The organism is Streptomyces anatolicus (assembly GCF_019400875.1).
Taxonomy (GTDB): Bacteria; Actinomycetota; Actinomycetes; order Streptomycetales; family Streptomycetaceae; genus Streptomyces; species Streptomyces anatolicus.
Genome location: NZ_WMBF01000007.1, coordinates 1 through 26,392, shown reverse-complemented (window position 1 = coordinate 26,392; position 26,392 = coordinate 1). Strand labels below are relative to the sequence as shown.

Sequence of the window (26,392 nt, the reverse complement as noted above, 5' to 3'; positions counted from 1 at the left end):
GGTGCGTGTCGGGCGGCGCAACAGGAATTCTGGTGCGGGAACGGTTTCAGGGGCACTCTTGTGCGAACGGCCTTGAGGGTTTTGGGTGTGACGAGCGCCCACGATTGGAAGGATCCCCGCATGCCCGAGGGAGACTGTACGAAGCACCTCACACCGCCGCACACGAAGGCACCGGACCCGGTGACCGAGGCGGAGGTGGAAGCGCTGGTCCGCGGTATCTGCTTCAAGACGGGGCCGCCCCGCGCCCTTGGTGTCGAACTGGAATGGCTCGTCCACGAGCCCGGACTGGCCCAGGTGCCCGTCCCCGCCGCCCGCCTCGAAGCGGCCTACGCCGCACTGCGGGCCCTGCCCCTGCACGCGTCCCTCACCGTCGAACCCGGCGGCCAGCTGGAGCTCAGCTCGCTGCCCGCCGCTTCCCTGACGGAGTGCGTGACGGTCATGCGGGCCGATCTCGGCCTCGTCCGTGACGCGTTACGCTCCCACCGCCTCACCCTCAGCGGGATCGGCGCCGACCCCTGGCGGCCGCCATCCCGGATCCTGCGCGAGCCCCGCTACGATGCGCTGGAGTCCTGCCTCGACCGCGGCGGTCCCGCCGGGCGGCGCATGATGTGCTCCACGGCGTCCGTGCAGATCTGCCTCGACGCCGGGTACGAGGAGCCGGGCCCGCTCGGTTACGCGCGCCGCTGGCGGCTCGCGCATCTGCTCGGCCCCGTGCTGGTCGCCGCGTTCGCCAACTCCCCTCTCCAGGACGGCCGTCCGACCGGCTGGCGTTCCACGCGGCAGGCCGTGTGGGCGGGCATCGAACCCGGCAGGTCCGGCGCGCCGCCGCTCGAAGGGGAACCGCGCGAGACGTGGACGCGGCACGCGCTCGACGCGCCGGTCATGTGTGTCAAGAGGCCGCCGGGCGAAGGGCCGTGGAGCGCACCGGAAGGGCTGACGTTCCGCGCCTGGGCCCGCTCGGGCGTGCCCCGGCCGCCCACCCGCGACGACCTCGACTACCACCTGACCACGCTCTTCCCGCCGGTCCGCCCGCGCGGCCACCTGGAGCTGCGGATGGTCGACGCGCAGCCCGGCGAGGACGGCTGGATCGTGCCGCTCGCCGTGACGAGCGCGCTCTTCGACGACCCGGAGGCCGCCGAGACCGCCTACCGGGCCGTCAAGCCGCTCGCCGAGCGGGACGGGCCGCCGGGCTCTCCCGCCGGTCCGCACAGTCCGCTGTGGCTGGACGCGGCGCGCCACGGCATGGCCGACGCCGAGCTGCGCGAGGCCGCCGCCGTCTGCTTCGCGGCCGCCCTCGACGCACTGCCCCGGATGGGCGCGGACGCGTCCGTGCGGGACGCGGTCGCGGCGTTCGCCGACCGGTATGTCGCGCGGGGCCGCTGCCCGGCCGACGACCTGCTGGACGGCCCGGGCGACGGCCTGCCGGACGGGCCGGGCGGCGCACATCGACACCAAGAAGCCACGGGGAAGGACTCCCGCCGATGAACGGCTCCATCACCGACCCGGAAGCCCTGCGCGAGCGCGCCCGCGCCGCGCTGCTCACCGCCCGGGACCGCACGACGCTCCTCACCTCGTGCGTCGAGGACACCGAACTGACCGCGCAGCACTCGCCGTTGATGTCGCCGCTGGTCTGGGACCTCGCGCACATCGGCAACCAGGAGGAGCAGTGGCTGCTGCGCGCGGTCGCGGGCCGCGACGCCATGCGGCCCGAGATCGACCCGCTCTACGACGCCTTCGAGCATCCCCGCTCGGAGCGGCCGAGCCTTCCGCTCCTGGCGCCCGCCGAGGCCCGGGGCTACGCGGCCGAGGTGCGGGGCCGCGCGCTCGACGTACTGGAGAAGACGACGCTGCGGGGCACCCCGCTCACGGACGCGGGCTTCGCGTTCGGGATGATCGCGCAGCACGAGCAGCAGCACGACGAGACCATGCTCATCACGCACCAGCTGCGCTCGGGCCCCAGCGCGCTCACCGCACCGGACCCGGAGCCAGGGCCGGACTTCACCGGACCCGACGAAGTCCTGGTGCCCGGCGGCCCGTTCACGATGGGCACCTCCACCGAGCCGTGGGCCCTGGACAACGAACGTCCGGCGCACCGCCGTCTGGTACCGCCGTTCTTCCTCGACACCACTCCGGTGACGAACGCCGCGTACCAGCGGTTCATCGACGACGGTGGCTATGAGGAGATCCGCTGGTGGGCTCCGGCGGGCTGGGCGATGGTCCGGCAGAACAAGCTGCGCGCGCCGCTGTTCTGGCGGCGCGAGGGCGGCCAGTGGCTGCGCCGCCACTTCGGGACGGTCGAGCCGGTGCCGGCCGACGAGCCGGTGCTGCACGTGAGCTGGTACGAGGCCGACGCGTACGCGCGCTGGGCAGGCCGCCGGCTGCCCAGCGAGGTGGAGTGGGAGAAGGCCGCCCGGCACGACCCGGTGGCCGACCGCTCCCTGCGCTACCCGTGGGGCGACGCGGACCCGACCCCGGAGCGGGCGAACCTGGGGCAGCGGCATCTGCGCCCGGCCCGCGCGGGCAGCTACCCGGCGGGCGAGTCGCCGCTGGGCATCCGGCAGTTGATCGGCGATGTGTGGGAGTGGACGTCCAGCGACTTCCTGCCCTACCCGGGTTTCGCCGCCTTCCCCTACCGCGAGTACTCGGACGTGTTCTTCGGCGGTGACTACAAGGTGCTGCGCGGCGGCGCGTTCTCCGTGGACGCGGTGGCCTGCCGGGGCACGTTCCGCAACTGGGACCATCCGGTACGGCGGCAGATCTTCGCCGGATTTCGCACGGCACGGGACGCCGGACCGGCGGAGGCGCCGGCCCCGGAGGCCGTCTGATGTGCCGTCATATCGCCTTCCTCGGCGCGCCGGAGCCGCTGGGGAGGCTCCTCGTGGAGCCCGCGCACAGCCTGTTCCGCCAGTCGTGGGCGCCGCGCCGGCAGCGCTACGGCACGGTCAACGCCGATGGCTTCGGGGTGGGCTGGTACGCGGACGGGGACCCCGTGCCCGGCCGCTACCGCCGCTCCGGGCCGATCTGGGGCGACCGGTCCTTCGCCGATCTCGCCCGGGTCGTGCGCTCCGGGGCGCTGCTCGCGGCGGTGCGGGACGCCACGCTGGCGGGCGCGGACGGGGAGGCAGCGGCAGCGCCTTTCGCCGCCGGGCCCTGGCTCTTCAGCCACAACGGCGCGGTGACGGGCTGGCCGGGCTCGCTCGCCGCCCTCGCCGGGGGCCTGCCGCCGGCCGAGCTGCTCTCGATGGAGGCGCGCTGCGACTCCGCGCTGGTGTGGGCGCTCGTCCTGCACCGGCTGCGCGGCGGCGACGAGGAGGGCCAGGCGCTGGCCGACACCGTCCTCGAGGTCGCCGCCGCGGCCCCCGGCTCGCGCCTCAACCTCCTGCTGACCAACGGCGACACGATCACCGCGACCGCCTGGGGCGACACCCTGTGGTACCTCGCGGAGCCCGGCCGCCGCACCGTGGTCGCCTCCGAGCCCTACGACGACGATCCGCACTGGCGCGAGGTGCCCGACCGCACCCTGCTCGCCGCAAGCCGCACCGACGTACTGCTGACACCGCTCAAGGAGCCCCCTGCGTGAGCCCGTTCCTGCTGACCCGCACCCTGCCCGAGGACGCCACCGGCGCCGCGCTGCGCGCCGACGTACTGCACGGCCTGACCCGCACCCCGAAGACGCTGCCGCCCAAGTGGTTCTACGACGCGCGCGGCAGCGCCCTCTTCGAGGAGATCACCACCCTGCCCGAGTACTACCCCACGCGCGCCGAGCGGGAGATCCTGGTCGCCCGCGCCGCCGAGATCGCCGAGATCACGGGCGTACGCACCCTGATCGAGCTGGGCTCCGGATCCTCGGAGAAGACCCGCCATCTGATCGACGCCATGACCTCCCTGCACACCTACGTCCCCGTGGACGTCAGCGAGAGCGCGCTGACCGGCGCGGCGAACACCCTGCTCGCACAGCGGCCCTCGCTCGACGTGCACGCCCTGATCGCCGACTTCACGCGCGGCCTCGCGCTGCCGGGCACGCCCGGTCCGCGCCTGGTCGCGTTCCTCGGCGGCACGCTCGGCAACCTGCTGCCCACCGAGCGCACGGCGTTCCTCTCCTCGGTACGCGACCTGCTCTCCCCCGGCGACGCGCTGCTCCTCGGCACCGACCTGGTGAAGGACGAGTCGGTGCTCGTCTCGGCCTACGACGACGCGGCGGGGGTGACGGCCTCGTTCAACAAGAACGTCCTCGCGGTGATCAACCGCGAGCTGGGGGCGGACTTCGACCCCGCCGCCTTCGACCACGTCGCCGTCTGGGACCGCGAGCACGAGTGGATCGAGATGCGGCTGCGCTCGACGGCCGACCAGACGGTGAAGATCCCCGCGCTCGACCTGGCCGTCGACTTCGCCGCGGGCGAGGAGACGCGCACGGAGATCTCGGCGAAGTTCAGACAGGAGGGGGTACGGGCCGAACTCGCCGCCTGCGGGCTGGATCTGACGCACTGGTGGACCGATGAGAGGGGGCGCTTCGCGCTGTCGCTGAGCACGCCGGTGTAGGCGCGCGCCCGCTCACAGTCCGCCGAGGTCCAGCGTCCTGGTGATCTTGCGGGAGGCTTCCCGGGCCCGGGTCGCCGGGTCGCCGCCCGTCAGGACGGCGGTCATATAGCCCTTGATGGGGTTGTCGGCCTCGACGGCGGCCCAGCGCGGCGAGTTGGGGGTCGCCCGGCCGTTGGCGGCGCCGACGGCCATCGCCGCGACGCCCTCCTCGCCCGCCACGGCGGGGGCCAGCTTCGCCTTGTTGGGCACGTAGTTCATGGTCCTCGCCAGGTCGGTCTGCCACTTCTCGCCCGCCAGCGCCGCGATCACCTCCACGGCGCCCTTGTGGTCGTCGCTGTGCTCGGGCACGACGAGGTCGGAGCCGCCGGTGAAGACCGCGCCGGGCTTGCGGGCCGTCTTGCCGGGGATCGGGAAGTAGCCGAGCTTGCCCTTCAGTTCGGGGTTCTTCTCCTCGATGGCCCGCGCCGCGCCGGGCACGGCGACGATCTGGGCGACATCGCCGCCCGCGAAGACCCCGGCCTGCGGCGGGTGCTCCTCGTCGGCGTCGCGCGGGCCCCTGCCGAAGGCCTGGAGGCGCTGGTAGAACTCCATGCCGCGCAGCGCCGCGGCCGAGTGCAGGGCGCCGCGCCAGTAGCCGGAGGACTCCTTGGTCTCCTCGGCGAGGTCGCCGCCCTCGTCCCAGATGAATCCGGCGAGCGTGTACCAGTCCTGGCCCGCGAGGTAGATGCCCTGATTCCCTCCGGTGTTGAGCTTCTCCGTGTCGGCCAGCCACTCCTCGCGGGTCCGGGGCGGGCGCTTGATGCCCGCCTTCGCGAAGAGGTCCTTGTGGTAGATGACGACGCGGTTGGCGGCGTACCAGGGGATGCCGTACTGGGCGCCCTTGTAGTTGCCCGGCTCGGCGAGGCCCGGCAGCCAGTCGTCCATGCCGAGGTCGCGGGCGGACTCCAGCGTCAGGTCGTACAGGCCGCCCTCGTCGACGTACTGGGCGACCTGGGTGTTGCCGACCTCGATGACGTCGGGCCCGTCCGCGCTCTTGTCCTTGAGGGCCTTCTTGACCTTGGCGCCGATGCCCGTCCACTCCTGGACCCGGATCTCCAGGTCGATGGCCCGGTGCTCCTTCTCGAAGTCCTCGGTGAAGCGTGCGACGAACTCCGGGGACGCGCTGCCCTTCATCATCCAGACGGTGACGGTGCGGCGCTCGTCCTCCCCCGGCAGCAGCCCGCACCCGGCGAGCAGCAGGGTCGAGGAGAGGGCCAGGGCAAGGGGCATGGCGGCGCGGCGGTGCGGGTTCACGTGGGTCACTTTCTGCCTGCGGACAGGGGAAGGTCAGCCCGACGCGGGGGGTGAGCAGATGGCTCGAACGGGTACTGGCTGGATTTTGGTCTGTACCAAAGGGCCGGTCAAGGGGTAACTCCCGGATACCTGTGACACCCCGGATACTCCGTTACCTCGGGTACTGCGCCGGCACTCCGTCGGGTACGCCGTCTCGCGCGTCCGCGCGCGCTGGTGCACGGTGGAGTGACGCACTCCACGACGTCACCCACGGCCGGGAGGAATTCCCCCATGTCGAACCACACCTACCGTGTCACCGAGATCGTCGGCACCTCTCATGAGGGCGTCGATCAGGCGATCCGCAACGGGATCGCGCGGGCCTCGCAGACGTTGCGCTCCCTTGACTGGTTCGAGGTCACGCAGGTGCGGGGGCACATCGAGGACGGGGAGATCCAGCACTACCAGGTCGGCCTGAAGGTGGGGTTCCGCCTGGAGGACGGCGATCTCACGTAGTCGCGTCCCCCTGACGGCGCCTCTCGGGTCCTCTCAGGTCCGCTCAGGTCCGCTCAGGTGCGGCCTTCCTTCTCCTGGGCGGTCTTCAGCGCCTCCGAGCTGTCCGCCCAGTCCGCTCGTACGACCGTGAAGCCCGCGCGGGCCGCGTCCGCGCAGACCAGCTCGTCGTCGTCCACCAGCATCCGGATCTCCCGTGTGCGGGCGAGGTCGCGCAGGATCTCCAGTTTGGTGCGGCGCGCCGGGCGCCGGTCGGCGTTGCCGCGCATCCAGATGCGGCCCGCCGGCAGGCCCTGGCGTGCCAGCCAGGCCTCCGTGTCCGCGCGGCAGCGCTCGGGGCGGCCCGTGAGGTAGACGACCTCGCACTCCTCCGCGCTCGCCAGGGCCAGCTCGATGCCGGGCGCGAGCGGCGGATCGTGCGGGGCCGCGGCGAAGAAGGCGTTCCAGTCACGCGGCTTGCGCTCCAGGTACCGCTGGCGGTGCGCGGTGTCCGCGAGGGTGTTGTCCAGGTCGAACACGGCCAGTGGTCTCTTGTCGTCGGTCACGGCATCAGCGTAATCAGCGTGATCGGCGCGGCGGGAATGATCGCGGCTGTCAGGTGTTGAACCGAGCGTGAGTTCAGTGATCGCGGCAACCCGGTTCTCCGTCCTCGACCGTTCGCGCACCCGTGAGGGGCACGACGGGCCCGAGGCCCTGCGCGACACCGTGCGCCTGGCCCAGGAGCTGGAGGCGCTCGGCTACCACCGCTTCTGGGTCTCGGAGCACCACGGCGTGCCGGGCGTCGCGGGATCCGCTCCCACGGTCCTCGCCGCGGCCGTCGCGGCGGCCACCCGGACCATCCGGGTGGGCACGGGCGGTGTGATGCTGCCCAACCACCAATCGCTGGTGGTGGCCGAGCAGTTCGGGGTGCTTGAGTCGCTTTTCCCGGGCCGGATCGACATGGGGCTCGGCCGTTCCGTCGGGTTCACGGACGGGGTGCGCAAGGCGCTCGGACGCGACAAGCACGTCGCCCAGGACTTCGCCGCGCAACTGACCGAGCTGCTCGGCTGGTTCCGCGGCACGTCCGGCACCGGTGTGCGGGCCCGCCCCGCGGAGGGCCTCACCGTCCCGCCGTACGTCCTCGCCGTGGGCGAAGGCGCCACGATCGCCGCCGAGGCCGGTCTTCCGCTGGTCATCGGGGACATCAGGGGCCGCGAGAAGATGCTGCGCGGCATCGAGGCGTACCGCGGCGGGTTCCGCCCCTCGCCCTGGCTGGCGGAGCCGTATGTCGTGATCGCGGGCACGGTCGCCGTCGCGCGGAGCGAGGAGGAGGCCCGCCGGCTGCTGATACCGGAGGCCTGGTCGATGGCGTACTCCCGGACGCACGGGACGTTCCCGCCGCTTCCCCCGGCCGAGCGCGTGGAGGCCCTGACGATGACGGAGAAGGAGCGCGGCCTCTACGAGTCGGGGCTGCGGGGCCATCTGTACGGCACGCGGGAGCAGGTCGCCGACGGTCTTGAGCGGGTGATCAAGGAGAGCGGCGCCCAGGAGGTACTTGTGACGACCAGTACGTACGACCGTGAAGGCCTCCTGGACTCCTTCCGGGGCCTGGCCGAGATCGCCGGACTGCCCCGGGCCTGAGGTCCCGCCCGGACCGCCTGAGGTCCCGCCCGTGCCGCCTGCCGGGATCGGCCCGGGGCGGAACGGGCGGGCGCGGTGCCCCCGTGGCACGGGGGATGGTTCCAGCGGGCGCACCGCGGTCCCAGGTGGTGCCTCTCGGCGGGTCAGGTGGTGGCCAGTGCCTCGGTCGGGGGCAGCCTGGCGGCCCGTACCGCCGGATAGAACCCGGCGAGGCCACCGATGACCAGGGTGGCGCCCACTCCGCCTGCCATCGCCCAGAGGGGGACGACGGACGGCCAGCCCTGGTAGGAGGCGTAGCCGCCGGTGACAGCGATGCCGAGCAGGACACCGCCGAGCCCGCCGAGGGCGGACAGGAGCAGCGCCTCGGCCAGGAACTGGGTGCGTATCTGGCCCCGGGTGGCGCCCAGTGCGCGGCGCAGACCGATCTCGGAGCGGCGTTCGAGTACGGAGATGACCATGGTGTTGGCCACGCCGACCCCGCCCACGAGCAGGGCGACCCCGCCGAGGCCGAGCAGCAGTCCGCTGAGGGCGTCGTCGGTGGCTTCCTTGGCGGCCAGCGCGTCGGAGGGCCGGGAGACGGTGGTCTCGCTGGGGGTCTCCGGGTTGGCGGTGGCGCCGAGGACGCTCTGGACGTCGTTGACGGCCGCTTCTTCGGCGCGGGTGTAGATGGCGGTCGGGTAGCCGTCGAAGCCCAGTTCCTGCTCCGCGATCTTCCAGCCGACCAGGACCGAGGAGTCCAGCGAGGGCACGAGTTCGTTGGCCGCGAGCAGGCCGACGACGGTGTACCAGCGGCCGCCGAGCCAGACCTTCACATCGGGGCCCGCCCTGTGCACGCCGAGCTGTTCGGCGGCCTTGGGGCCGAGGACGGCGGCCGGGTAGCGGCTGTTGGCGGCGTTGAGCCAGCGGCCGTCGACGATCTCGGCGCCGACCGACTTCGGCAGGTCGGTGCGGGCGGCGGCGACCGTGAGGCCGCCGGTCTCCTGTTTGGGGGTGTGGTCGTTGCGGTAGACCTTCGCGCTGGTCTTGCCGATGGCGGAGACCGACTCCACGTCGTCCATGTTGCCGATCATCTCGACGGACTCGGCGGGCAGATGGGCCGCGTCGCCCACGAAGGACTGGCCGGGCGTGACGGTCAGGAGGTTGGTCCCCATGGCCTGGAGCCTGCGGTTGAGGTCCTCGGTGGAGGAGGTGGAGATGCCGACCACGCCGATCATCGCGGCGATGCCGATGGCGATGCCGAGCGCCGAGAGGAAGACCCGCATCGGCCGTGAGCGCAGTCCGGAGCCGCCGACCCGCAGCACGTCGGCCGGGTTCATCCGGGCGGGCTTCGGCCGCCGCGGCGGCTCGGGGCTCGTGGCGCCCGCCAGTTCCCCGAGCGTGTTCGTCGCGCTCATCGCACGGCCTCCTCGGGCACCAGGGAAGTGGACGCGCCCGCGCGGCCAGAGTGTTGCTCCAGGCGGCCGTCCTTGACCCGTACCTCGCGGGGCAGGGTGGCGGCGATGTCCCGGTCGTGCGTGATGACGACCACCGTCGTGCCGGCCTCGTGCAGCTCGTGCAGCAGCTCGATCACCACGGCGCCGGACCGCGAGTCCAGGGCGCCGGTCGGCTCGTCGGCCAGCAGCAGCGGGGGGTCGCCGAGCACGGCCCTGGCTATCGCCACGCGCTGCTTCTCGCCGCCGGAGAGCTGGTGCGGCTGGTGGTAGAGGCGGTGGCCGAGGCCGACCCGGCGCAGCGCCTTCTCGGCGAGGCGGCGCCGTTCGCCGCGCGGCCTGCCGCTGTAGAGGAGCCCGTCCGCGACGCTGTCGAGCGCGGGCACTCCGGAGGCCAGGTGGAACTGCTGGAAGACGAAGCCGATGGTGCCGGCCCGCAGCGCGGACAGCTCGCGGTCGCTCAGGCTCGCCGCGTCGTGCCCGTCGATGCGCACGGTGCCCCGGGTGGGGCGGTCCAGGGTGCCCATGATGTTGAGCATGGTGGACTTGCCCGAACCCGAGGGGCCGACGATGGCGAGGAGTTCACCGCGCCGGATGACGAGGTCCGCGTCGCGCAGGGCGGCGACGTCCCCGTACGTCTTGGAGACCCCCGCCAGTTCGACCACCGGGCGGTCCGTGGTCACCCCCGTTGCCTGCCAGGTCACTTGGGGACCCCCACGACGGTGCCTTCCTTGATGCCGGACCCGGAGATCTCGACCCTGCTGTCCGCGAACATGCCGGGCTTGACCGGGCGCAGCGCGGTGCCGTCCGCCGTGACGACCTCCACGGCGTAGCCGCCTCCCTTCCGCGCCACGAGGGCGTTGACGGGAACGACGAGCACGTCCTTACGGGTCTCGGCCTTCAGGGTGACCTCGACGGCGGCGGCCTGGTAGCGGCCGAGCCCCTTCTGGTCCTTCACCGTCAACTCGACGGGGAGCGTGGGGTCCTCGTTGCCGCCCGAGCCGCCGGAGCCGGAGTCGGACTCGCCGGAACCGGAGTCGTCGCCCTTGGACGTCGACGGGGTGCCGATGTCGGTCACCTCGGCCTTGACCGTGGTGTCGTCCGGGAGCCTGACCGTGGCCTCGGTGCCGTTGTCGACCAGATCCTCGAACTGCACGTCCAGGTCGACGCCGACGATGCGCTCGGTGCCGGTCCAGGAGAACAGGTTGCCGCTCAGGGCGGCGCCGGGGGTGGCCGTCACGTTCGCGACGCGCCGGGCCTCCGGGGCGACCAGGGCCTCTCCCGGCCGGACCTCGCCGGTCTCCTCGCGGTTGAGGTCGTCCTGCCAGTCCCGCACGGCTTCGGCGGTGGCCAAGTCGTAGGTGTCGTCGACCGTGAAGCCGGTGTGGCCGAGGGCGCGGAGGTTCTTCTCCAGCATCTTGACGTCGGCGCCCTCGGTGCCGGACTTGAGGGTGCGGTAGAGCGGGAAGGACCCGTACAGGAGCGGGACCTTCTGCTCGTCGACGCGGTAGGCGGTGTCACCGCGCTTGATGACCTTGCTCTCCTCGGGGAGCCAGGTGAGGATGCCGTCGCCCTTGTCGCCGCCGGAGGCGCCGCCCTGTCCTGAGCTGCCGGTTCCGGTGCCGGTCGAGGAGGCGGGGGCCTGCACGGTCTGCGCGTCGCCGTAGCCGAGGTTGCCGTCGACCGTCTCGGAGTCGGTCAGCGTGGTCCGTTCCACCTTGGCCGTCGCGGGCGGCCCCGTCGGGGCGGCGCTCGCGGAGTCGGTGCCGTCGCCGCCGAGGGCCCCGGTGGCGGCGATGCCCACTACGGCGGCGACCACCGTGGCGGCGAGCACGATCAGCGAGGTGCGCAGCGGGCGGCGCCTGCGGGCGCTGCCGGGCTGCTCCTCGTCCTTGGCCGGGGGTTCCTGTGCGGCGGCCGTGTCGAGTTCCCTGACGGGCTCTTCCTCGACGGCCGTATCGACGTCCCTGGACGTCTTGGTCGACACCTGGCCGTTGCTGTGGCGCTCCAGCGCCCCGGCCGACCTGTCGGCCCCGGATGACCGGTCCGGTGCCCTCCCGTCCGTACCGTCCGGAGTCACTGCCCACCCCCGGCGGGCCCGAACATGACGCCGCCGCCCGGGTACTTGCTCTGGCAGGTCTGCATGGCCTTGGTGAACGCGGCGCTCTGCGGGTCGACGCCCGCGCCGACGAGGTCGATGTTCATGGTGCCGCCGTTGATCTCGGGGTCGGGGAACTTCGGCACGCCGTTCTTCCGCAGGCACTTGGCCCACGCGGCGACCTTGGCAGAGTCGATGGCCTCGCCACCGCCCCCGCCGCCGCCTCCGCCGAGGCCCTGCGGCGCCTTGTCCTGGCAGGCCTCCACGGCCTTCTTGAACCCCTCGGAGTTCGGGTCGGCGTTGCCCTCCGGCGTCAGCTTGACGCCACCGGTGTCCTGCTGCGGATCGGGGAAGTCGGGGACTCCGTTGCTCCGCATGCACTCCGAGTAGGCAAGGGCCCGGTCGAAGGCGCTCGTCGGCGATGCCTCCTTCTCCTTGGACGCGGCGGATGAGTCGCCGGAGCAGCCCGTGAGCGCGGCCCCCGTGACGAAGACGGAGGCGGCCAGGAGGGCGGGTGCGACGGCTCGCTTGGGTGCGACTCGATTGCGCGCGGTCGCTCGCTTGTGTGTGAGGAACATGGACCACACTTCTACGCGGCCGCCGGTCACACGGCGGACACAAAGCGGGGCGCCCGCACAGTGCCCTCATCGTTGGCCGGCCCGGGGGCGGTCGGGACGGCTGTCACCCGCGGCTTCGCGTCCGGGCATGCCGAAGGGCCACGGGCCTGGGGGCTCGTGGCCTGCGCTGTTCCGGAGTGTGTCTCGGGCCCGTGCGTCGAGTGCCTATGCGTCCTGCGCGTCCCGCGCGTGCAGGGTGATCGCGCCGGTGGGGCACCTCGCGGCCACGCCCCGGACCGCCTCCGCCATCTCGGCGCCGGGCACCGGTGTTCTGAGCAGTACCTTGCCGTCGTCGTCCGACTGGTCGAAGACCTCGGGCAGGTAGCTGAGGCACAGGCTGGAACCGGCGCAGCGCTCCCGGTCCACTCGTATCTCCATCCTCGTCCCCTCTCCCTCTTTCATCCCTTCTCCCTTCTTGCCCCAGCGCTCACCAGGTGACCGGCAGCCGTTCCACCCCATAGGCGGTCGACCGGATCCTGAACTCCACGTCCTGCGCCGGTATCGCGAGGCGCAGGCCGGGGAAGCGGCGCAGCAACTCCCCGTAGGCGATGCGCAGTTCCATCCGGGCGAGGGCGGCGCCCAGGCAGTGGTGGATGCCGTGCCCGAACGCGACGTGGGGCACGGGCTCGCGGGTGATGTCGAGCCGGTCGGGCTCGTCGATGAGCGCCGGATCGCGGTTGGCCAGCGGGATCGAGCAGACGAGGGTGTCGCCCGCCCTGATCCGCTTGCCGCCGAGCGTCATGTCCTCCACCGCGGTGCGGGGCGTGGGGGCGTGCGGTACGGACAGATAGCGCAGCAGCTCCTCGATGCCCCGGTCGAGGGCGGCCGGGTCGTCGCGGACGAGGGCGAGCTGGCCGGGGTTCTCCAGGAGCGCGAGCGCCCCGAGGCCCAGCATTCCGGAGATGTTGTCGAGGCCCGCGAGCATCAACAGGATGCAGATGCCCCGCAGTTCCTTGTCGGTGAACTCGTCGCCGTGGTCGCGCACCAGCATGCCGAGGAAGCCCTCGTCGGGGTTCTTGCGCTGGCGGGCCACGAGGGCGGCGAGGTAGCGGGTGAACGCCGTCCCGGCCGCCGCCCGCTCACCGCGTTCCTTGCCGGTCTCCAGGTGGGCGTGGCAGCGGCGCAGGAAGTCGTCGCGGTCGTCGCGCGGCACTCCGATCAGCTCGCACAGCACGGGGCCCGGGACGGCGGAGGCGAACAGTTCTACGAGGTCGGCGGGGGGCCCGGCGCGTTCCACGGCGTCGAGGCATTCGGTGATGATGGCCTCGATCCGGGGCTGGAGTCTGCGCATCCGCCGGACCGTGAACTCGGGGGTGAGCATCTTCCGCAGCCGGGTGTGCTCGGGCGGGTCGTAGTCCATGAGCAGCCCGATGCCCTCGTCGGGCCGCTGGGCGGCTCCGCCTCCCGCCGCCGAGCGCGCACCGAAGCGGCTGGTGGAGAAGCGGACCTGGTCGCCGAGGACCTGGCGCACCTCGTGGTAGCCGGTGACCAGCCACAGGGGCCGGTCACCGGCGCCGGGTGCCAGGCTGACCCTGGTGACGGGGCCGCCGTCGGAGAGCCGGCGCAGTTCGTCGGCCGGATCGAAGCGGGTGCGGCGGGTGTGCAGTGGCACGGGCGCCGGTTCGTTCGGCATCTCGCCCCTCCCCTACCAGGCCACCGGAAGCGTCTCCACGGACCGTGCCGTGAAGCGGAGTTCGTCGCGCGGCACCGCGAGCCGCACCTTGGGGAAGCGGTGCAGCAGCCGCGAGATCGCGATCCGCAGCTCCATACGGGCCAGGGAGGCGCCCATGCAGTAGTGGAGGCCGTGCCCGAAGGCCATGTGGTGGCTGTTGTCGCGGGTGATGTCGAGGGTGTCCTGCGGATTTCCGGGCGCACGCGTGCCGTTGGCCTCCAAGAGTGAACACGCCACGAACTCACCGGACTTGATCACCTGGTCCCCGATGGTGACGTCCTGCGTGGCGGTGCGCGGCGAGGCGTGCGGGATGATCGTCACGCTGCGGATCACCTCCTCCACCGCGTGGTCGATCAGCTCGGGGCGTTCGATGAGCAGGGCCAGCTGGTCCGGGTTCTCCAGGAGCCCTACGAGGCCGAGGCCCAGGGTGCCGCCGGTGATCGGGATGAAGGAGGCGAGGAGGGTCGCCGCGGTTCCGGTGAGTTCCGGATCCGTGAGGCTGTCGCCGTGGTCGCGGATGAGCCGGCCGAGGAGATCGTCGCCGGGTTTGCGGCGCTTGTGCCGCATGAGCTTGTCGAGGTAGGCGAGGTACGCGGTGCCCGCCATGTCCCGCTGTTCCCGGTCGGGGTTGTCGAGGCGGTTGGTGTCGAGGTGGCGGACCAGCTCCGCCTGGTCGTCGCGCGGGATGCCGAGCAGGGCGCAGCCGATCAGGCTGGTGGTCGGCCAGACGAAGTGGGCCACGAGGTCGACCGGCTGCCCGGCGCCCTCCATGGCGTCCAGGCGGTCCTTCACGACGCCTTCGACGAGGGGTTCGAGGGCGCGGACGCGCCGGAGCGTGAACTCCCCCGTGAGCATTCTCCGCAGCCGGGTGTGCTCGGGCGGGTCGTACTGGAGGAGGTTGCCGGGCTGGATCAGCCGCCGGGAGGCCTCGGGGGTCTTCGCGGGCGGCATGGTGCTGAACCTGTCGTCACTGAGGATCGCCCGCACCTCGTCGTAGCCGTTGGCGATCCAGGCGCGGTCCGAGGTGCCCGGCACGACGGTCGCGACGAGCGGCGTTTGTTCGGAGTCCTTCAACGGCTTGGGCATGGACGGTCTTCCTTTCCCGCACGAGTGCGGCAGGGCGTGAGGTCACCAGACCACCGGCAGTACGTCGACTCCGTAGTTGGGCGTCCAGGTCCGGTACCGGAGCTGCTCGGCCGGCACGGTGAGCCGCAGTCCGGGGAACCTGTGCAGCAGGGCCGGGAGAGCGATCCGCAGCTCCAGCCTGGACAGGGACGCGCCGAGGCAGTGGTGGATGCCGTGCCCGAAGGCGATGTGGCCGCTGCTGTCACGGGTGATGTCGAGGGTGTCCTGCGGTACGCCCGGCAGCTGGGCGCGGTTGACGGCGAGCAGGGAGCACATGACCACCTCGCCCGTCCTGATCACCTGGTCCCCCACGCGTACGTCGGTGGTGGCGTAGCGGGGAATGGAGTTCGGGACGGAGGAGACGTAGCGGAGCAGTTCCTCCACCGCCTGGTCGGTCAGCTCCGGCCGGTCCAGGAAGAGGGCGAGCTGGTCGGGGTGCTGGAGCAGGGCGAGTGGGGCGAGTGCCAGCATGCCGCCGACGTTCTCGATGCTGGAGCCGAGGAGTGTCGCGGCGATGCCCGTCAGTTCCTCGTCGGTGACGTCCGTGCCGTGCTCGCGGATCAGCATGCCCAGCAGGTCGTCGCCGGGGGTGCGGCGCTTTTGGCGGACGAGCCTTCGGATGTAGGTGACGAACGCGTTGCCCGCCGCCCGCATCCGCTCCCGTTCGCGGGGGTCGGTGCGGTGGTCGGTGGCGGCGGCGGAGGTGGAGATGAAGTGGCGTGCCAGGTCGGCCGCGTCGTCGCGGGGCACGCCGAGCAGGGCGCAGCCGACCAGGCCGGGGACGGGCAGGGCGAAGGTGGGCATGAGGTCGGCGGGTGGCCCGGCGAGTTCCAGCGCGTCCAGGCAGTCCGTCACGATCTCCGTCACGAAGGGTTCGAGGCGGCGGATGCGCCGGACGGTGAACTCGGGCACCAGCATCTTCCGCAGCCGGGTGTGCTCGGGCGGGTCGTACCGCAGGAGATTGCCGATCTCGACGCGCCCCGCGGCGCCGTGCATCTGTGTGGGCGGCGGGATCATGCTGAACCTGTGGTCGTCGCTGAGGATCGCCCGCACCTCGTCGAGGCCGGTGGCGAGCCAGTGCCAGCCCGAGAACGACCCCTCGGCGTCGACCCGGACGAGCGGTGTCTGCGCGCTGATGCTCGCCAGTTCGGGCATGGGTTCGATGCCGTTGCGGCGGGTGTGCGCGGCGGTTTTGAGTCGCTTCGCCATTCGGGGTCCCTTCGTCATCCGTGTTCCGCGTCAGGGGATCGGGCGATTCACTGCGTTCCGGTCTCGTCGGGCGTCCGGAGTTTCGCCGCGAGGATGCCTCCGATGTCCGACGACGGCACGGGCTGCAGCATGGTGTAGTGGCTCGCGGCGATCTCGTGCGATTCGACGTCCCCCGTCACGAAGGGCTGCCAGCTCTCCCTCGCGACCGAGGCGGTCAGTTCCGCTGGCCGGTCATCGGCGGCGATGAAGAGGAGCAGGTCGCCTTGGAAGCGGCGTGGCGTGTGGTGCGGGGTGAGACGGCCGATGTTGTCGATGACGGCCTGCATGTTCGCCCTGAGGCCGTCATCCATACCCGTGCCGGCGTCGAGGCCGAGCGTCCTGCCGCGCTGTGCCGGGGTGGAGTCCGCGTCCTGGTCGGGGCCGCGCCTGCGGCCCAGGTCGGCTCCGCCCGATCCCTCGGGATAGCCGTCCATCACCGCGAGCAGCCGCACCTCTTCGCCCTGCTCCTCGAAGCGGGTGGCGACCGCGTGGGCGATCAGCCCGCCGAGGGACCAGCCGAGCAGGTGGTACGGGCCGGTGGGCTGTACGGTCCTGATCTGCTCGGCGTAGTCGGCGGCCATCTCCTCCACGCTCTGCGGCATGGGCTCCGGGCCCGCGAGTCCGCGCGCCTGCACGCCGTACACGGGCAGGTCCTGCGGCAGGTGTCGCAGGAGCGCCGCGTAGGCCCAGCTCAGTCCGGTGCCGGTGTGGAGGCAGAAGAGCGGGGGGCGGGTGCCCGTCGGGCGCAGTGGCAGCAGGGCCTCCAGGTCGCCGTGGTCTCCGCCGGCGCGGCGGGCCGTCCTGGCACCGTGCTCCGCGTCCCGGCTCTTGCCGCGCAGGGCGAGCAGGCCGGTGGCCGTCCGCTTCGCGCGCTCGCCGGTGCGGAGCATGCGCTCTCCCTGGGGTCCGAAGGGGCAGGCGACGAACCGTTCACCGGTCGGGCGCGGGCGATCCGCGTACCCCCGGGCCAGCGAGGATCCCGCGACGTACAGGTCGCCGGTGCCGCCCGGTGGGACGGGGCGCAGGAAGTCGTCCAGGACGTAGGCCCGGGTGCGGGAGACCGGACGTCCCGCCGGGGCCTGCGCGGGCAGCGGTTCGCCGGGCTCGGTCCTGTGATCGAGCCACGCGCCCGCGGTCTCCGCCGTGCCGTGGACGCTGACAAGGGCGGTCTGCGGATGGCGTGCCGGCCAGTCCCTTGTCTCCGCCGCGTCCGGCGTCCCGGTGTCGTCCACGACCGTGACGGCGGCGAACGCCGGTTGCCCGGAGGCCCGTTCGGGGACGGTGGGCAGCAGTTCTCGGGTGGTGACGAGGTACTGCGTGTCGTCCGGTCCCGCGGTCGGCGTCGTGTCGTCGCCGGGCACTCCGAGCCGGACGCTGCCGCCCTCGCACAGGGCCGCGAGCAGTGGGGTCAGGAACGTGAAGACGGGGGCGCGTACGTCAAGGACGGTCACCCCGTGCCCTGCGGGCGAGACGCGTGTGCGGTGCGCGGTCTGGTCGCGCAGCGTCCGGTGCTCGATGACCGCGCCCGCGACGGAACCGTCTCCGGCGCCGGGTGCGGTGGCGCCTAGGACGAGCGCAGCCTGGCCGGGCAGCGGCAGCCGTACACCGGGCCCGTCGACGGTCTCCGCGCCGCGCGCCTCGGCCTCCGGGGCGTCGAGCAACAGCATCGGCACCGTGACGCCGTCGGCCAGGAGCGGGGCCAGGGCCGTGTCGCAGACCAGGGTCGCGGGGGTGGCCCGGCGCAGGCACGAGGCGATGTCCTCCATGAGCCGGTTCGGGTCGGCGAACAGGCAGGCGGCGCCGGACCGGAGTACGCCGAGCAGCGCGACGACGAGGTCGGCCGTGGACGGCAGCGCCACGAGGACCACGTCCTCCGCGCCGACCCCCCGCGCGGCCAGCCGGCCCGCGAGCCGGCCCGCAGCGGCGTCCAGCGCGCCGTGGGTGAGCGTGCCGCCGTGCTGGTCGGTGACGGCCACCGCGTCGGGGTGCAGCGCGGCCTGCTCGGCGAGGAGTTCGACGACAGTGCGGTCCAGCGCCTCTGCCGCCGTGTCGTTCCAGGCCTCCACCACTTGGTGGCGTTCGGCCGGGTCGAGGAGGACGTCCACCTGGCTCAGGCGCAGCCCCGGCTCGGCGGCGACCTGTGCGAGGACGCGGACGACGCGCCGGGCGAGCGCGGTGACGGTGGACCTGTCGAACAGCTCGGTCGCGTAGCGGATGGTGCCGTCGACGCCGTTCGGGCGGCCCTCGGCACCCTGCCGCTCGGTGAGGCTCAGCTCCAGGTCCAGTTCGCCCACCGGTGTCCCCACGGGCAGGCGGGTGGTGCTCAGGCCCGGCAGAGCGGGTGACTCCCAGATCTCGGCGGCGTCACCGTGGACTTCGAGCAGTACCTGGAACACGGGGTGCCGCGTCGTGGAAGGCGGCAGGGAAAGGGCCTCCACCAGGCGGGCGAACGGCACGTCGGTGTTCTGCGCCGCCCTTTGGTGCGTGTCCCGTGCCCGGCCGAGCAGTTCGCGGAACGTGGGGTCGCCGGAGACGTCGGTCCGCAGGGCCATCGGGTCGGCGAAGGGGCCCACGAGGCCGTCCAAATCGCCTTCCTCGTCGCGGAGCGGCAGCACCGTGCCGAGGGTGACGTCGGGCCCCGCGCCGAGCGCCGAGAGGAGCAGGGTGAGCCCGGCGTGCAGCGCCATGGAGACCGTCGCCCCCTCGCCCTCGGCCACCTCCTTCAGCCGGGCGTGCGTGTCACCGTCGAGGACCAGCGGCACCGAGTCGGCCCGGTGGGACGCGACGGCCGGCCGCGGCCTGTCGGTCGGCAGATCCAGCTCCGCGCCCAGGCCCGCCAGGACCTTCTTCCAGTGGGCGAACTGCTCACCGATCAGGCTGTCCGGGTCGCGCTCGTCCCGGAGCATCTCGCGCTCCCAGAGCGCGTAGTCGGCGAACTGCAGGGGCAGCGGGGCCCGTTCGGGGGCGCGGCCCTCCCGGCGCGCTCCATAGGCGGCCGCCAGGTCGCGGACCAGGATGACCAGTGAGGCGTCGTCCGTCGCGATCCTGTGCACCACGATCAGCAGGACGTGGTCGGTCTCCGAGAGCGCGAACAGGCGGCACGTCCACGGGGTCTCGCGGGTGAGGTCGAACTCGTACCCGGCATGGTCGGCGAGCAGGTTCGGCAGCTCCTCCTCGGTCGCCGGTGTCACCGGCAGGGCGGGCCGGGCCGCGTCGGTGTCCAGGACGTGCTGGTGCAGCTCACCGCTCTCGGAGTCGGCGAAGGTCGTGCGCAGCAGGTCGTGCCGGGCGGCCACGTCGCCGAGCGCCTCCCGCAGTGCCTCGCGGTTCAGCGTGCCGTTCAGCCGCAGGGCGATCGGGGCCCGCCGGACCGCCGCGCCGGGGTTCTCCCGCTCCAGCCGCCAGACGCGCGTCTGGCTCGCCGTGGCGGGGATGTCGTCGGGGTGGTCGACCGGCCGCAGCTCCGGGAGCTCCTTCGACGTCAGGAGCCTGGCGACGCCGAGCGGGGTCGAGGAGCCGAAGAAGCGCCGCATGCTCAGCTCGATGCCGAACTTCTCGCGGATCCGCGCGGCGAGCCGCATCGCGAGGCCCGAGTCGCCGCCCAGGTCGAAGAAGTTGTCGTCGACGCCGACCCGTTCGAGGTCCAGGATCTCGGCGAAGAGCGCGCAGAGGGTCGCCTGGGTCTCGTTCTCCGGTTCCCGCCCGGAGACGCGCCCCGCGAAGTCCGGGACGGGCAGCGCCCTGCGGTTCACCTTGCCGTTGCGCGTCAGCGGCAGCTTCTCCAGGACCACGACCGATGCCGGGATCATGTACGAGGGCAGGGTGCGGGCCAGGTGCTCGCGGACCGCCTCCACATCCACGGAGGCGTCCCCGTCCTTGGCGTCGGCGTCGCCCTGGGTGGCGGCCACGACGTAGCCGACCAGGCGCCGCTCGCCGGGCCGGTCCTCACGGAGCACGGCCACGGCCTGCCGCACCTGGGGGTGCGAGGTGAGGGCGGCCTCGATCTCGCCGAGCTCCACCCGGAATCCGCGGATCTTGATCTGCTCGTCCGCGCGTCCCACGAAAAGCAGCTGTCCGTCGGTCGTCCAGCGGGCCAGGTCCCCGGTCCGGTACATCCGGGTGCCCGCGCCGAACGGGCAGGCCACGAACCGCTCGGCGGTCAGGCCGGGGCGCCCGATGTAACCGCGCGCCACACCCGGCCCCGCGATGTAGACCTCGCCGGTGACGCCCGGCGGCACCGGGTGGAGGTAGGTGTCGAGGACGTACGTGCCGGTGTTGCCGAGCGGGCGGCCGATCGGCGGTGGCCCGTCGTTCGACCTGATGTCCTCGTCCACGGGCCCCGCGGTGGCCATCACGGTCGCCTCGGTCGGGCCGTAGGTGTTCCACACCCGTGCCTGCGGGGTCCACCGGCTCGCCAGGTCGGCGGTGAGCAGCTCCGCGCCGAGTACCCAGTTGCCGACGCCGGTGACCGCGTCGGGGTCGAGCAGGCTCAGCAGCGACGGCACCACGCTCGCCGTGCTGACGCCGGAGGCCTGGATCATCTCGGCCAGCGCCCCCGGCTCGGCCCGCTCCTGTCCCGAGGCGATGACCAGCGTGCCGCCGCCCGTGAGAGTGACCGCCACGTCCAGGACCGCCGCGTCGAAGCTGAACGAGGCGAACTGCAGGACCGCCACGCCCTCGGCGACGCCCAGGGCGGGCCGCATCGTCTCGGCCAGGTTCGCGACGCCGCCGTGTGCCACGGCCACGCCCTTCGGAGTGCCGGTCGACCCCGATGTGTAGATCACGTAGGCGAGTTGATCCGGCGTCACCGTCACAGCGAGGGGTTCGGCGGGCTGCGCCGCGAGCGCCTGCGCGGTCTCCACCTGGTCGAGCAGGACCGCCCGCGCCGCGCCCATCGACAGGCCGTCGAGGGAGTCACCGGCGCCCAGCACGACCCGCGCGCCGCTGTCGGCGATCACATGCCCCAGGCGGTCCGCCGGGTACTCCGGGTCCAGCGGCACGAAAGCGCCGCCCGCCTTCCACACCGCAAGCTCGCCGACGACCATGTCGACCCCGCGCGGCAGGCACAGGCCCACCCGCACCTCGCGCCCCACACCGAGCCCGGCCAGATGGCGGGCCAGGCGGTTCGCCCGCGCCTCCAACTCCCCGTACGACAGGGCGTCCTCGCCGCACCGGACCGCCACCGCGTCCGGCGCGCGGTCCGCCCGGGCCCGGAACAGCTCCGCCACCAGCGCGTCCGGGACCGCCACCGCCGGCGTGTTCCACCGCTCGGTCACCAGGGACCGTTCGGCGTCGTCCGACAGCTCGATGCGGCCCACGGGGAGCGCGGGGTCCGCGGCCATCTGCCGCAGGGCCCGCACCAGACGGTCGAGCAGGGCGTGGGCGGCCGGCTCCTCGAAGGCGTCCGACCGGTAGGTGAGCCGCAGCCGCAGCCCGCCCAGCGGGTCCACCACGAGACCGAGCGGGTAGTTGATCGACTCGCGCATCCCGGCCTCGGTGAAGCTCAGACCGGGCGGTGTGGCCTCCCGAGGCCCTTCTCCGGGCTGGGCGGGCGCGTCCATGCCGGTGGGGAAGCTCTCGAACGCCATGAGGGAGTCGAAGGTCGCCCCCGGTCCCGCGATCCGCTGGATGTCGCCCAGGCTCAGGTACTGATGGTCCATCAGGACGGACTGCCTGGCCTGTACGTCGGTAAGGACCTCGGCGACGGTCCGCGCCGGTTCGCAGCGCACCCGGACGGGGACGGTGTTGATGAACAGGCCCAGCATGTCCTCCATGCCCGGCAGTTCGGCGGGCCTGCCCGCGACGGACGCGCCGAACACCACGTCCTTGCGCCCCGCGAGCTGGCCGATGACCAGCGCCCACGCGGCCTGGATCACGGTGTTCAGGGTCACGTCGTGGGCGCGGGTCAGCTCACCGAGCGCGGCGTTCAACTCCTCGTCCGCGACGGCGAAGACCTCGCCGGAGGCGCCGGACGCCTCGACCGTCGCGCCCGGCGTCACGGGTACGACCAGCGTCGGCTCCTCCGCGCCGGACAGCTCGGTCCCCCACGCCTCCTGCGCCGCTTCCTTGTCCTGGCGCCCCAGCCAGGCCAGGAACTCCGAGTAGGGCGTCACCGGAGGCAGGCCGTCGGCGCTGCCCCCTGCCTCGTAGCAGGACCACAGCTCGCGCCGCAGTACGGGCAACGACCAGCCGTCGAGAATGATGTGATGGAGCGTCACCATCATCCGGTACCGCTCGTGGCCCGTCTTGACGAGCAGCACCTTCAGGAGGGGCGGCCGCGCCAGGTCGAAGCCCTTCTCCCGTTCCCCGTTGCCGATCCGCTCCGACTCCTCCCGGGCCGCGTCGTCGCCGAGGTCCGACAGGTCCTCCTCGCGCCACGGCAGGTCGACCCGGGGCATGACGATCTGGACGGCCTGCCCGGACCCGGCCACCTGCCGGAAGCCGACGCGCAGGCTCGCGTGCCGGTCGAGGAGCGACTGCCAGGACGCCCTGAGGGCTTCGGTGTCCAGCGGCCCTTCGAGGCCTACGATCATCTGCTCCACGTACACGTCCGGGCCCTCGTCCGCGAACATCGAGTGGAACAGCAACCCCTCTTGCAGCGGCGAGAGCGGCCAGATGTCCGCGAGGCCGGGCGCCGCGTCCTCCAGCTTCCCGACCTGGTTCTGGGTGAGCGTGACCAGCGGGAAGTCGGAGGGGGTGTGGCCGCCCGCGGCGGGGTCCGCGGCGTGGGCGGCGAGGCCGGTCAGCATGGCCGCCCAGCCCTCGACCAGTGCGCGCGCCCGTGTCTCGTCCAGGAGGTGTTCCGGGCAGGCCAGGCTCAGGGTGAGGCGCGGCCCTTCGGGGAGGTCGTGGACGACGCCGACGGCCTCGATGGGGTGGGCGACCGGGAGCTGCCCGTCGGCGGGGTCGGGCGCCGCCCCGTGGTCGTCGTCGGCCGGTGCGCCAGGGACACGGCCGAGGTAGGTGAAGCCGATCCGGGCGGCGGGCAGGGCGGCGAGCTGCCGCGCGGTCTCTTCGTTGAGGTGGCGCAGCAGGCCGTGGCCGAGGCCGTCGCCGGGTATCGCGCGCAGTTGTTCCTTGACCCGCTTCACGGTCTCGCCGGCGGCCGGGCCGCCGGTCAGGATCTCTTCGAGGTCGGCGGCGCCCGCGTCGAGCCGCACCGGATGTGTGCCGGTGAACCAGCCGACGGTCCGGGACAGGTCCATGCCGTCGGACAGCTCCACCCGGCCGTGGCCCTCCACGTCCACCAGGAAGCCGCCCTCGGGGTCGGCGCCTTCGCGCCAGTGCGCGACCGCGGCGGCGAGGCCGGTCAGGAGTACGTCGTCGGCGCCCGCGTGGTAGGCGGCGGGCAGGCCGGTCAGCAGGGCGGAGGTGACGTCGGCCGCTACCGTCACCGAGACCCGCCGCACGGTGGCGGCCACGTCGCGTGCCGGGTCCGGGGGCACCTCGGTCAGCTGCGGGTCGGGGCCCTGGAGCAGCTCGGTCCAGCGCGGGAGTTCGGCGATCCGCTCCGGGCTTCCGGCCTGTTCGGCAAGGGCGCGCGCCCAGTGCCGGAACGAGGTGGGGACCGGTTCCAGTTCGGGCTTGCGGTCGGCGGCGAGCGCCGCGCAGGCCTGCTCCAGGTCGGGCAGCAGGATCCGCCACGACACCGCGTCCACCACGAGGTGGTCGACGACGAGGAGGAGCCGCCCGGCGGTGTCGGGCCCGCGGTCGAACCAGACCACCTGCGCCATGACGCCGGAGCGCGGGTCGAGCCGCGCCGCCGCCGACCTGCTCTCGTCGGCGATCGTGCGTGCCAGGTCGTCGGCGTCCAGGGCGGTCGCGTCGACACGGCGCACCCACGATCCGGCGGGTGTCGTGCCCGGTCCGGAGACCACGAGCCGCCGTGCCGGTTCGGTCTCCAGGCGTGCGCGCAGGATGTCGTGGTGGTCCACGACGGCGCGCACCGCGTCGGCCAGTGTCTCCGCGCGCAGTGCGGCCGGGGCCTCGACCACGGCGGACTGGACGACCCGGCCCACCTGGTCGGCGCCGACGCGGTCGAGCAGTTCGTGCATGACCGGGGTCAGGGGCACCTCGCCGGTCCCTGGTTCGCCGCCGCCGACGGCCGCGCCGTCCACGGGCAGGGCCACGAGCGCGAGGGCGGCCGGGGTGCGGTGCTCGAACACCTGGCGTGCGGTGATCGCGAGGCCCGCGCGGCGGGCTCCGGAGACCAGCATCATCGACAGGATGGAGTCGCCGCCGAGGGCGAAGAACGAGTCGTCGGCGTCGACCCGTTCGACGCCGAGCGCGTCGGCGAACAGTCCGCACAGGACCGCTTCGACGGGCGTCCGCGGCTCCCGGCCGCCCTGGACGGCGCGTTCGGGTGCGGGCAGGGCGGCCCGGTCGAGCTTGCCGTTCACGGTGAGCGGTAGCGCGTCGAGGACGACGACCGTCGCGGGGATCATGTACTCGGGGAGCCGGGCTCCGGCGAACGCGCGCAGCGCTTCGGGGTCGATCGCGCGGTCGGCGCCTGCGGTCCCGGCTTCGGGACCAGTTCCGGCTTCGGCACCGGTTCCGGCTCCCGCTCCGGCTCCCGCACCGGTCGCGGGGGGCGTGGCGGGCACGACGTAGGCGACGAGGCGCTTGTCGCCCGGCAGGTCCTCGCGGGCGACGACCGCCGCCTGGCCCACGGCCGCGTGTCCGGCGAGCACCGCCTCGATCTCGCCGGGCTCCACGCGGAATCCGCGCAGCTTCACCTGTTCGTCGGCCCGTCCGGCGAAGACCAGTTGGCCGTCGGCCGTCCAGCGGGCCAGGTCCCCGGTCCGGTACATCCGCCCGCCCGCGCCGAACGGGCAGGCCACGAACCGCTCCGCCGTCAGCTCGGGCCGTCCCGCGTAGCCTCGCGCCAGGCCGGGCCCGGCGACGTACAGCTCGCCGGTGACCTCGGGCGGCACCGGGCGCAGGAAGCCGTCGAGCACGTACGTACGCATGTTGGCGAGGGGGCGTCCGATCGCCGGGGGTTCGTCGCCCGCCGTGATCCCGGAGTCGACCGGTCCGACGGTGGCCATCACCGTCGCCTCGGTGGGCCCGTACGTGTTCCACACGCGTGCCTGTGAAGTCCACCGGCTCGCGAGGTCGGCGGTCAGCAGCTCACCGCCGAGGACCCAGTTGCGTACGCCGGGCACGTCGGCCGGGTCCAGGACGCGCAGCACCGACGGCACGACGCTGGCCGCCTCGACGCCCGCCTCGCGGATCATCCCCGTCAGCGCGTCCGGTTCGGTGCGCTCATCGGCCGAGGCGATGGCGAGGGTGCCGCCGGCCGCGAGCGTGACGGCCACGTCGAGTACGGATCCGTCGAAGCCGAACGACGCGAACTGCAGCATGACCGTGCCCGCGTTCAGGTCGAGCGCCGGGCGCAGCGCGTCCGCCAGGTTCGCCACGCCGTGGTGAGCGAGGGCCACGCCCTTGGGGCGCCCCGTCGAGCCGGAGGTGTAGATGACGTAGGCGAGTTGGTCCGGCAGGAGGGTCACGGCAAGCGGCTCGGCGGACTCCGCGGCGATGGCCCGCGCGGTCTCCGGGTCGTCGATACGCACCATGCGCGGGGCCCCGACCGGCGGCTCACCGGCGCTGCGCGGGGCCGGGGGCTCACCGGTGCTGCACAGGGTCGGCGGTTCACCGGCGCAGAGCACCACCTGGGTGCCGCTGTCGGCGACCATGTACGCGAGCCGGTCCGCCGGGTACTCCGGGTCCAGCGGCACGAAAGCGCCGCCCGCCTTCCACACCGCAAGCTCGCCGACCACCATGTCGACCCCGCGCGGCAGACACAGGCCCACCTTGACCTCACGGCCGACACCGAGACCCGTCAAATGGCGGGCCATCCGGTTCGCCCGCGCCTCCAACTCCCCATACGACACAGCGTCCTGGCCGTACCGCACCGCCACCGCGTCCGGCGCCCGCCCCGCCCACTCCTCGAACGCGGCCACCACGGAGCCCGCGGACACCGGCTGGCCGGTGGCGTTCCACCGCTCCACCACCCGCGACCGCTCGGCGTCGTCCAGTACGTCGATGTCGCCGATCCGCGCGGCGGGGTCGGCCGCCACGCGCTCCAGGACCCGGATGAACCGCTGGACGATCGACTCCGCCGCGCCCCGGTCGAACAGGTCCGGCCGGTAGTCCAGCTTGAACCGCATCCGGTCGCCGCCGGGGACCGCGACGAGCGTGAGCGGATAGTGCGAGGCGTCGCGCGAGGCGCCCGCCGGGCTGAGGGAGACCGTGTCGGGGC

General features: G+C 73.1%; 17 protein-coding genes. 6 read left to right on the top strand and 11 right to left on the bottom strand.

The genetic code is table 11. The features are described 5' to 3' along the window. The first annotated feature begins 120 nt into the window (after positions 1–120). Genes egtA through egtD form a run of 4 tightly spaced genes read left to right on the top strand, consistent with a single transcriptional unit; the run spans position 121 to position 4,539 of the window. Positions 121–1,485, top strand: coding sequence for an ergothioneine biosynthesis glutamate--cysteine ligase EgtA (egtA, locus tag GKQ77_RS01955; protein WP_219686838.1), 1,365 nt, complete (start codon positions 121–123; stop codon positions 1,483–1,485). Beyond that, positions 1,482–2,825, top strand: a complete 1,344-nt coding sequence (egtB, locus tag GKQ77_RS01950) for an ergothioneine biosynthesis protein EgtB (protein WP_219686837.1) — start codon at positions 1,482–1,484, stop codon at positions 2,823–2,825. The genes egtA and egtB overlap by 4 nt, the downstream gene beginning before the upstream one ends. Further along, positions 2,825–3,580 carry an ergothioneine biosynthesis protein EgtC gene (gene egtC, locus GKQ77_RS01945; protein WP_219686836.1) on the top strand — a complete coding sequence of 252 codons (756 nt, stop codon included), beginning with the start codon at positions 2,825–2,827 and terminating at the stop codon, positions 3,578–3,580. The genes egtB and egtC overlap by 1 nt, the downstream gene beginning before the upstream one ends. Continuing rightward, positions 3,577–4,539, top strand: a complete 963-nt coding sequence (egtD, locus tag GKQ77_RS01940; protein WP_219686835.1) for an L-histidine N(alpha)-methyltransferase — start codon at positions 3,577–3,579, stop codon at positions 4,537–4,539. Before egtC ends, egtD begins: the two co-directional genes overlap by 4 nt. Before the next feature lie 12 nt (positions 4,540–4,551). On the opposite strand, the gene GKQ77_RS01935 is transcribed toward egtD, so the two are convergent. Continuing rightward, positions 4,552–5,808, bottom strand: a complete 1,257-nt coding sequence (locus GKQ77_RS01935) for an extracellular solute-binding protein (protein WP_219686866.1) — start codon at positions 5,806–5,808, stop codon at positions 4,552–4,554. 294 nt (positions 5,809–6,102) lie between these two features. On the opposite strand from GKQ77_RS01935, the gene GKQ77_RS01930 reads away from it, so the two are divergent. After that, on the top strand, positions 6,103–6,324 hold the full coding sequence (locus GKQ77_RS01930; protein WP_219686834.1) for a dodecin: 222 nt from the start codon (positions 6,103–6,105) through the stop codon (positions 6,322–6,324). A gap of 53 nt (positions 6,325–6,377) precedes the next feature. Here the strand turns inward: GKQ77_RS01930 and GKQ77_RS01925 are convergent, their stop codons facing one another. Beyond that, a complete protein-coding gene (locus GKQ77_RS01925; RefSeq protein ID WP_308117519.1) occupies positions 6,378–6,986 on the bottom strand; it encodes a phosphatase domain-containing protein in 609 nt (202 codons plus the stop codon). Between GKQ77_RS01925 and GKQ77_RS01920 the strand changes: the two genes are divergently transcribed. Further along, complete coding sequence (locus tag GKQ77_RS01920) at positions 6,934–7,941, top strand: LLM class flavin-dependent oxidoreductase (RefSeq protein WP_219686833.1); 1,008 nt, start codon at positions 6,934–6,936, stop codon at positions 7,939–7,941. The genes GKQ77_RS01925 and GKQ77_RS01920 overlap by 53 nt on opposite strands. Before the next feature lie 143 nt (positions 7,942–8,084). Here GKQ77_RS01920 and GKQ77_RS01915 read toward each other — a convergent pair whose 3' ends face one another. From GKQ77_RS01915 to GKQ77_RS01875, 9 genes are all read right to left on the bottom strand, one after another. Beyond that, positions 8,085–9,335: an ABC transporter permease gene (locus GKQ77_RS01915; RefSeq protein ID WP_219686832.1), complete on the bottom strand. Its 1,251-nt coding sequence runs from the start codon at positions 9,333–9,335 to the stop codon at positions 8,085–8,087. After that, positions 9,332–10,075 (bottom strand): ABC transporter ATP-binding protein, encoded by a 744-nt coding sequence (locus tag GKQ77_RS01910; RefSeq protein ID WP_308117518.1) that lies wholly within the window; start codon positions 10,073–10,075, stop codon positions 9,332–9,334. Before GKQ77_RS01910 ends, GKQ77_RS01915 begins: the two co-directional genes overlap by 4 nt. Beyond that, positions 10,072–11,358 (bottom strand): peptidoglycan-binding protein, encoded by a 1,287-nt coding sequence (locus GKQ77_RS33810; protein WP_308117517.1) that lies wholly within the window; start codon positions 11,356–11,358, stop codon positions 10,072–10,074. Before GKQ77_RS33810 ends, GKQ77_RS01910 begins: the two co-directional genes overlap by 4 nt. 89 nt (positions 11,359–11,447) lie before the next feature. Further along, on the bottom strand, positions 11,448–12,047 hold the full coding sequence (locus GKQ77_RS01900) for a hypothetical protein (protein WP_219686831.1): 600 nt from the start codon (positions 12,045–12,047) through the stop codon (positions 11,448–11,450). A gap of 204 nt (positions 12,048–12,251) precedes the next feature. Then, positions 12,252–12,464 (bottom strand): ferredoxin, encoded by a 213-nt coding sequence (locus GKQ77_RS01895; RefSeq protein WP_219686830.1) that lies wholly within the window; start codon positions 12,462–12,464, stop codon positions 12,252–12,254. Positions 12,465–12,513: 49 nt separating this feature from the next. Then, complete coding sequence (locus GKQ77_RS01890) at positions 12,514–13,719, bottom strand: cytochrome P450 (protein WP_219686829.1); 1,206 nt, start codon at positions 13,717–13,719, stop codon at positions 12,514–12,516. 12 nt (positions 13,720–13,731) lie between these two features. Further along, positions 13,732–14,844: a cytochrome P450 gene (locus tag GKQ77_RS01885; RefSeq protein WP_219686828.1), complete on the bottom strand. Its 1,113-nt coding sequence runs from the start codon at positions 14,842–14,844 to the stop codon at positions 13,732–13,734. Positions 14,845–14,886: 42 nt separating this feature from the next. Then, a complete protein-coding gene (locus tag GKQ77_RS01880; RefSeq protein WP_219686827.1) occupies positions 14,887–16,092 on the bottom strand; it encodes a cytochrome P450 in 1,206 nt (401 codons plus the stop codon). A 47-nt stretch (positions 16,093–16,139) separates the two neighbouring features. Then, a partial coding sequence (locus GKQ77_RS01875; protein ID WP_219686826.1) for a non-ribosomal peptide synthetase occupies positions 16,140–26,392 on the bottom strand: 10,253 nt, incomplete at its 5' end.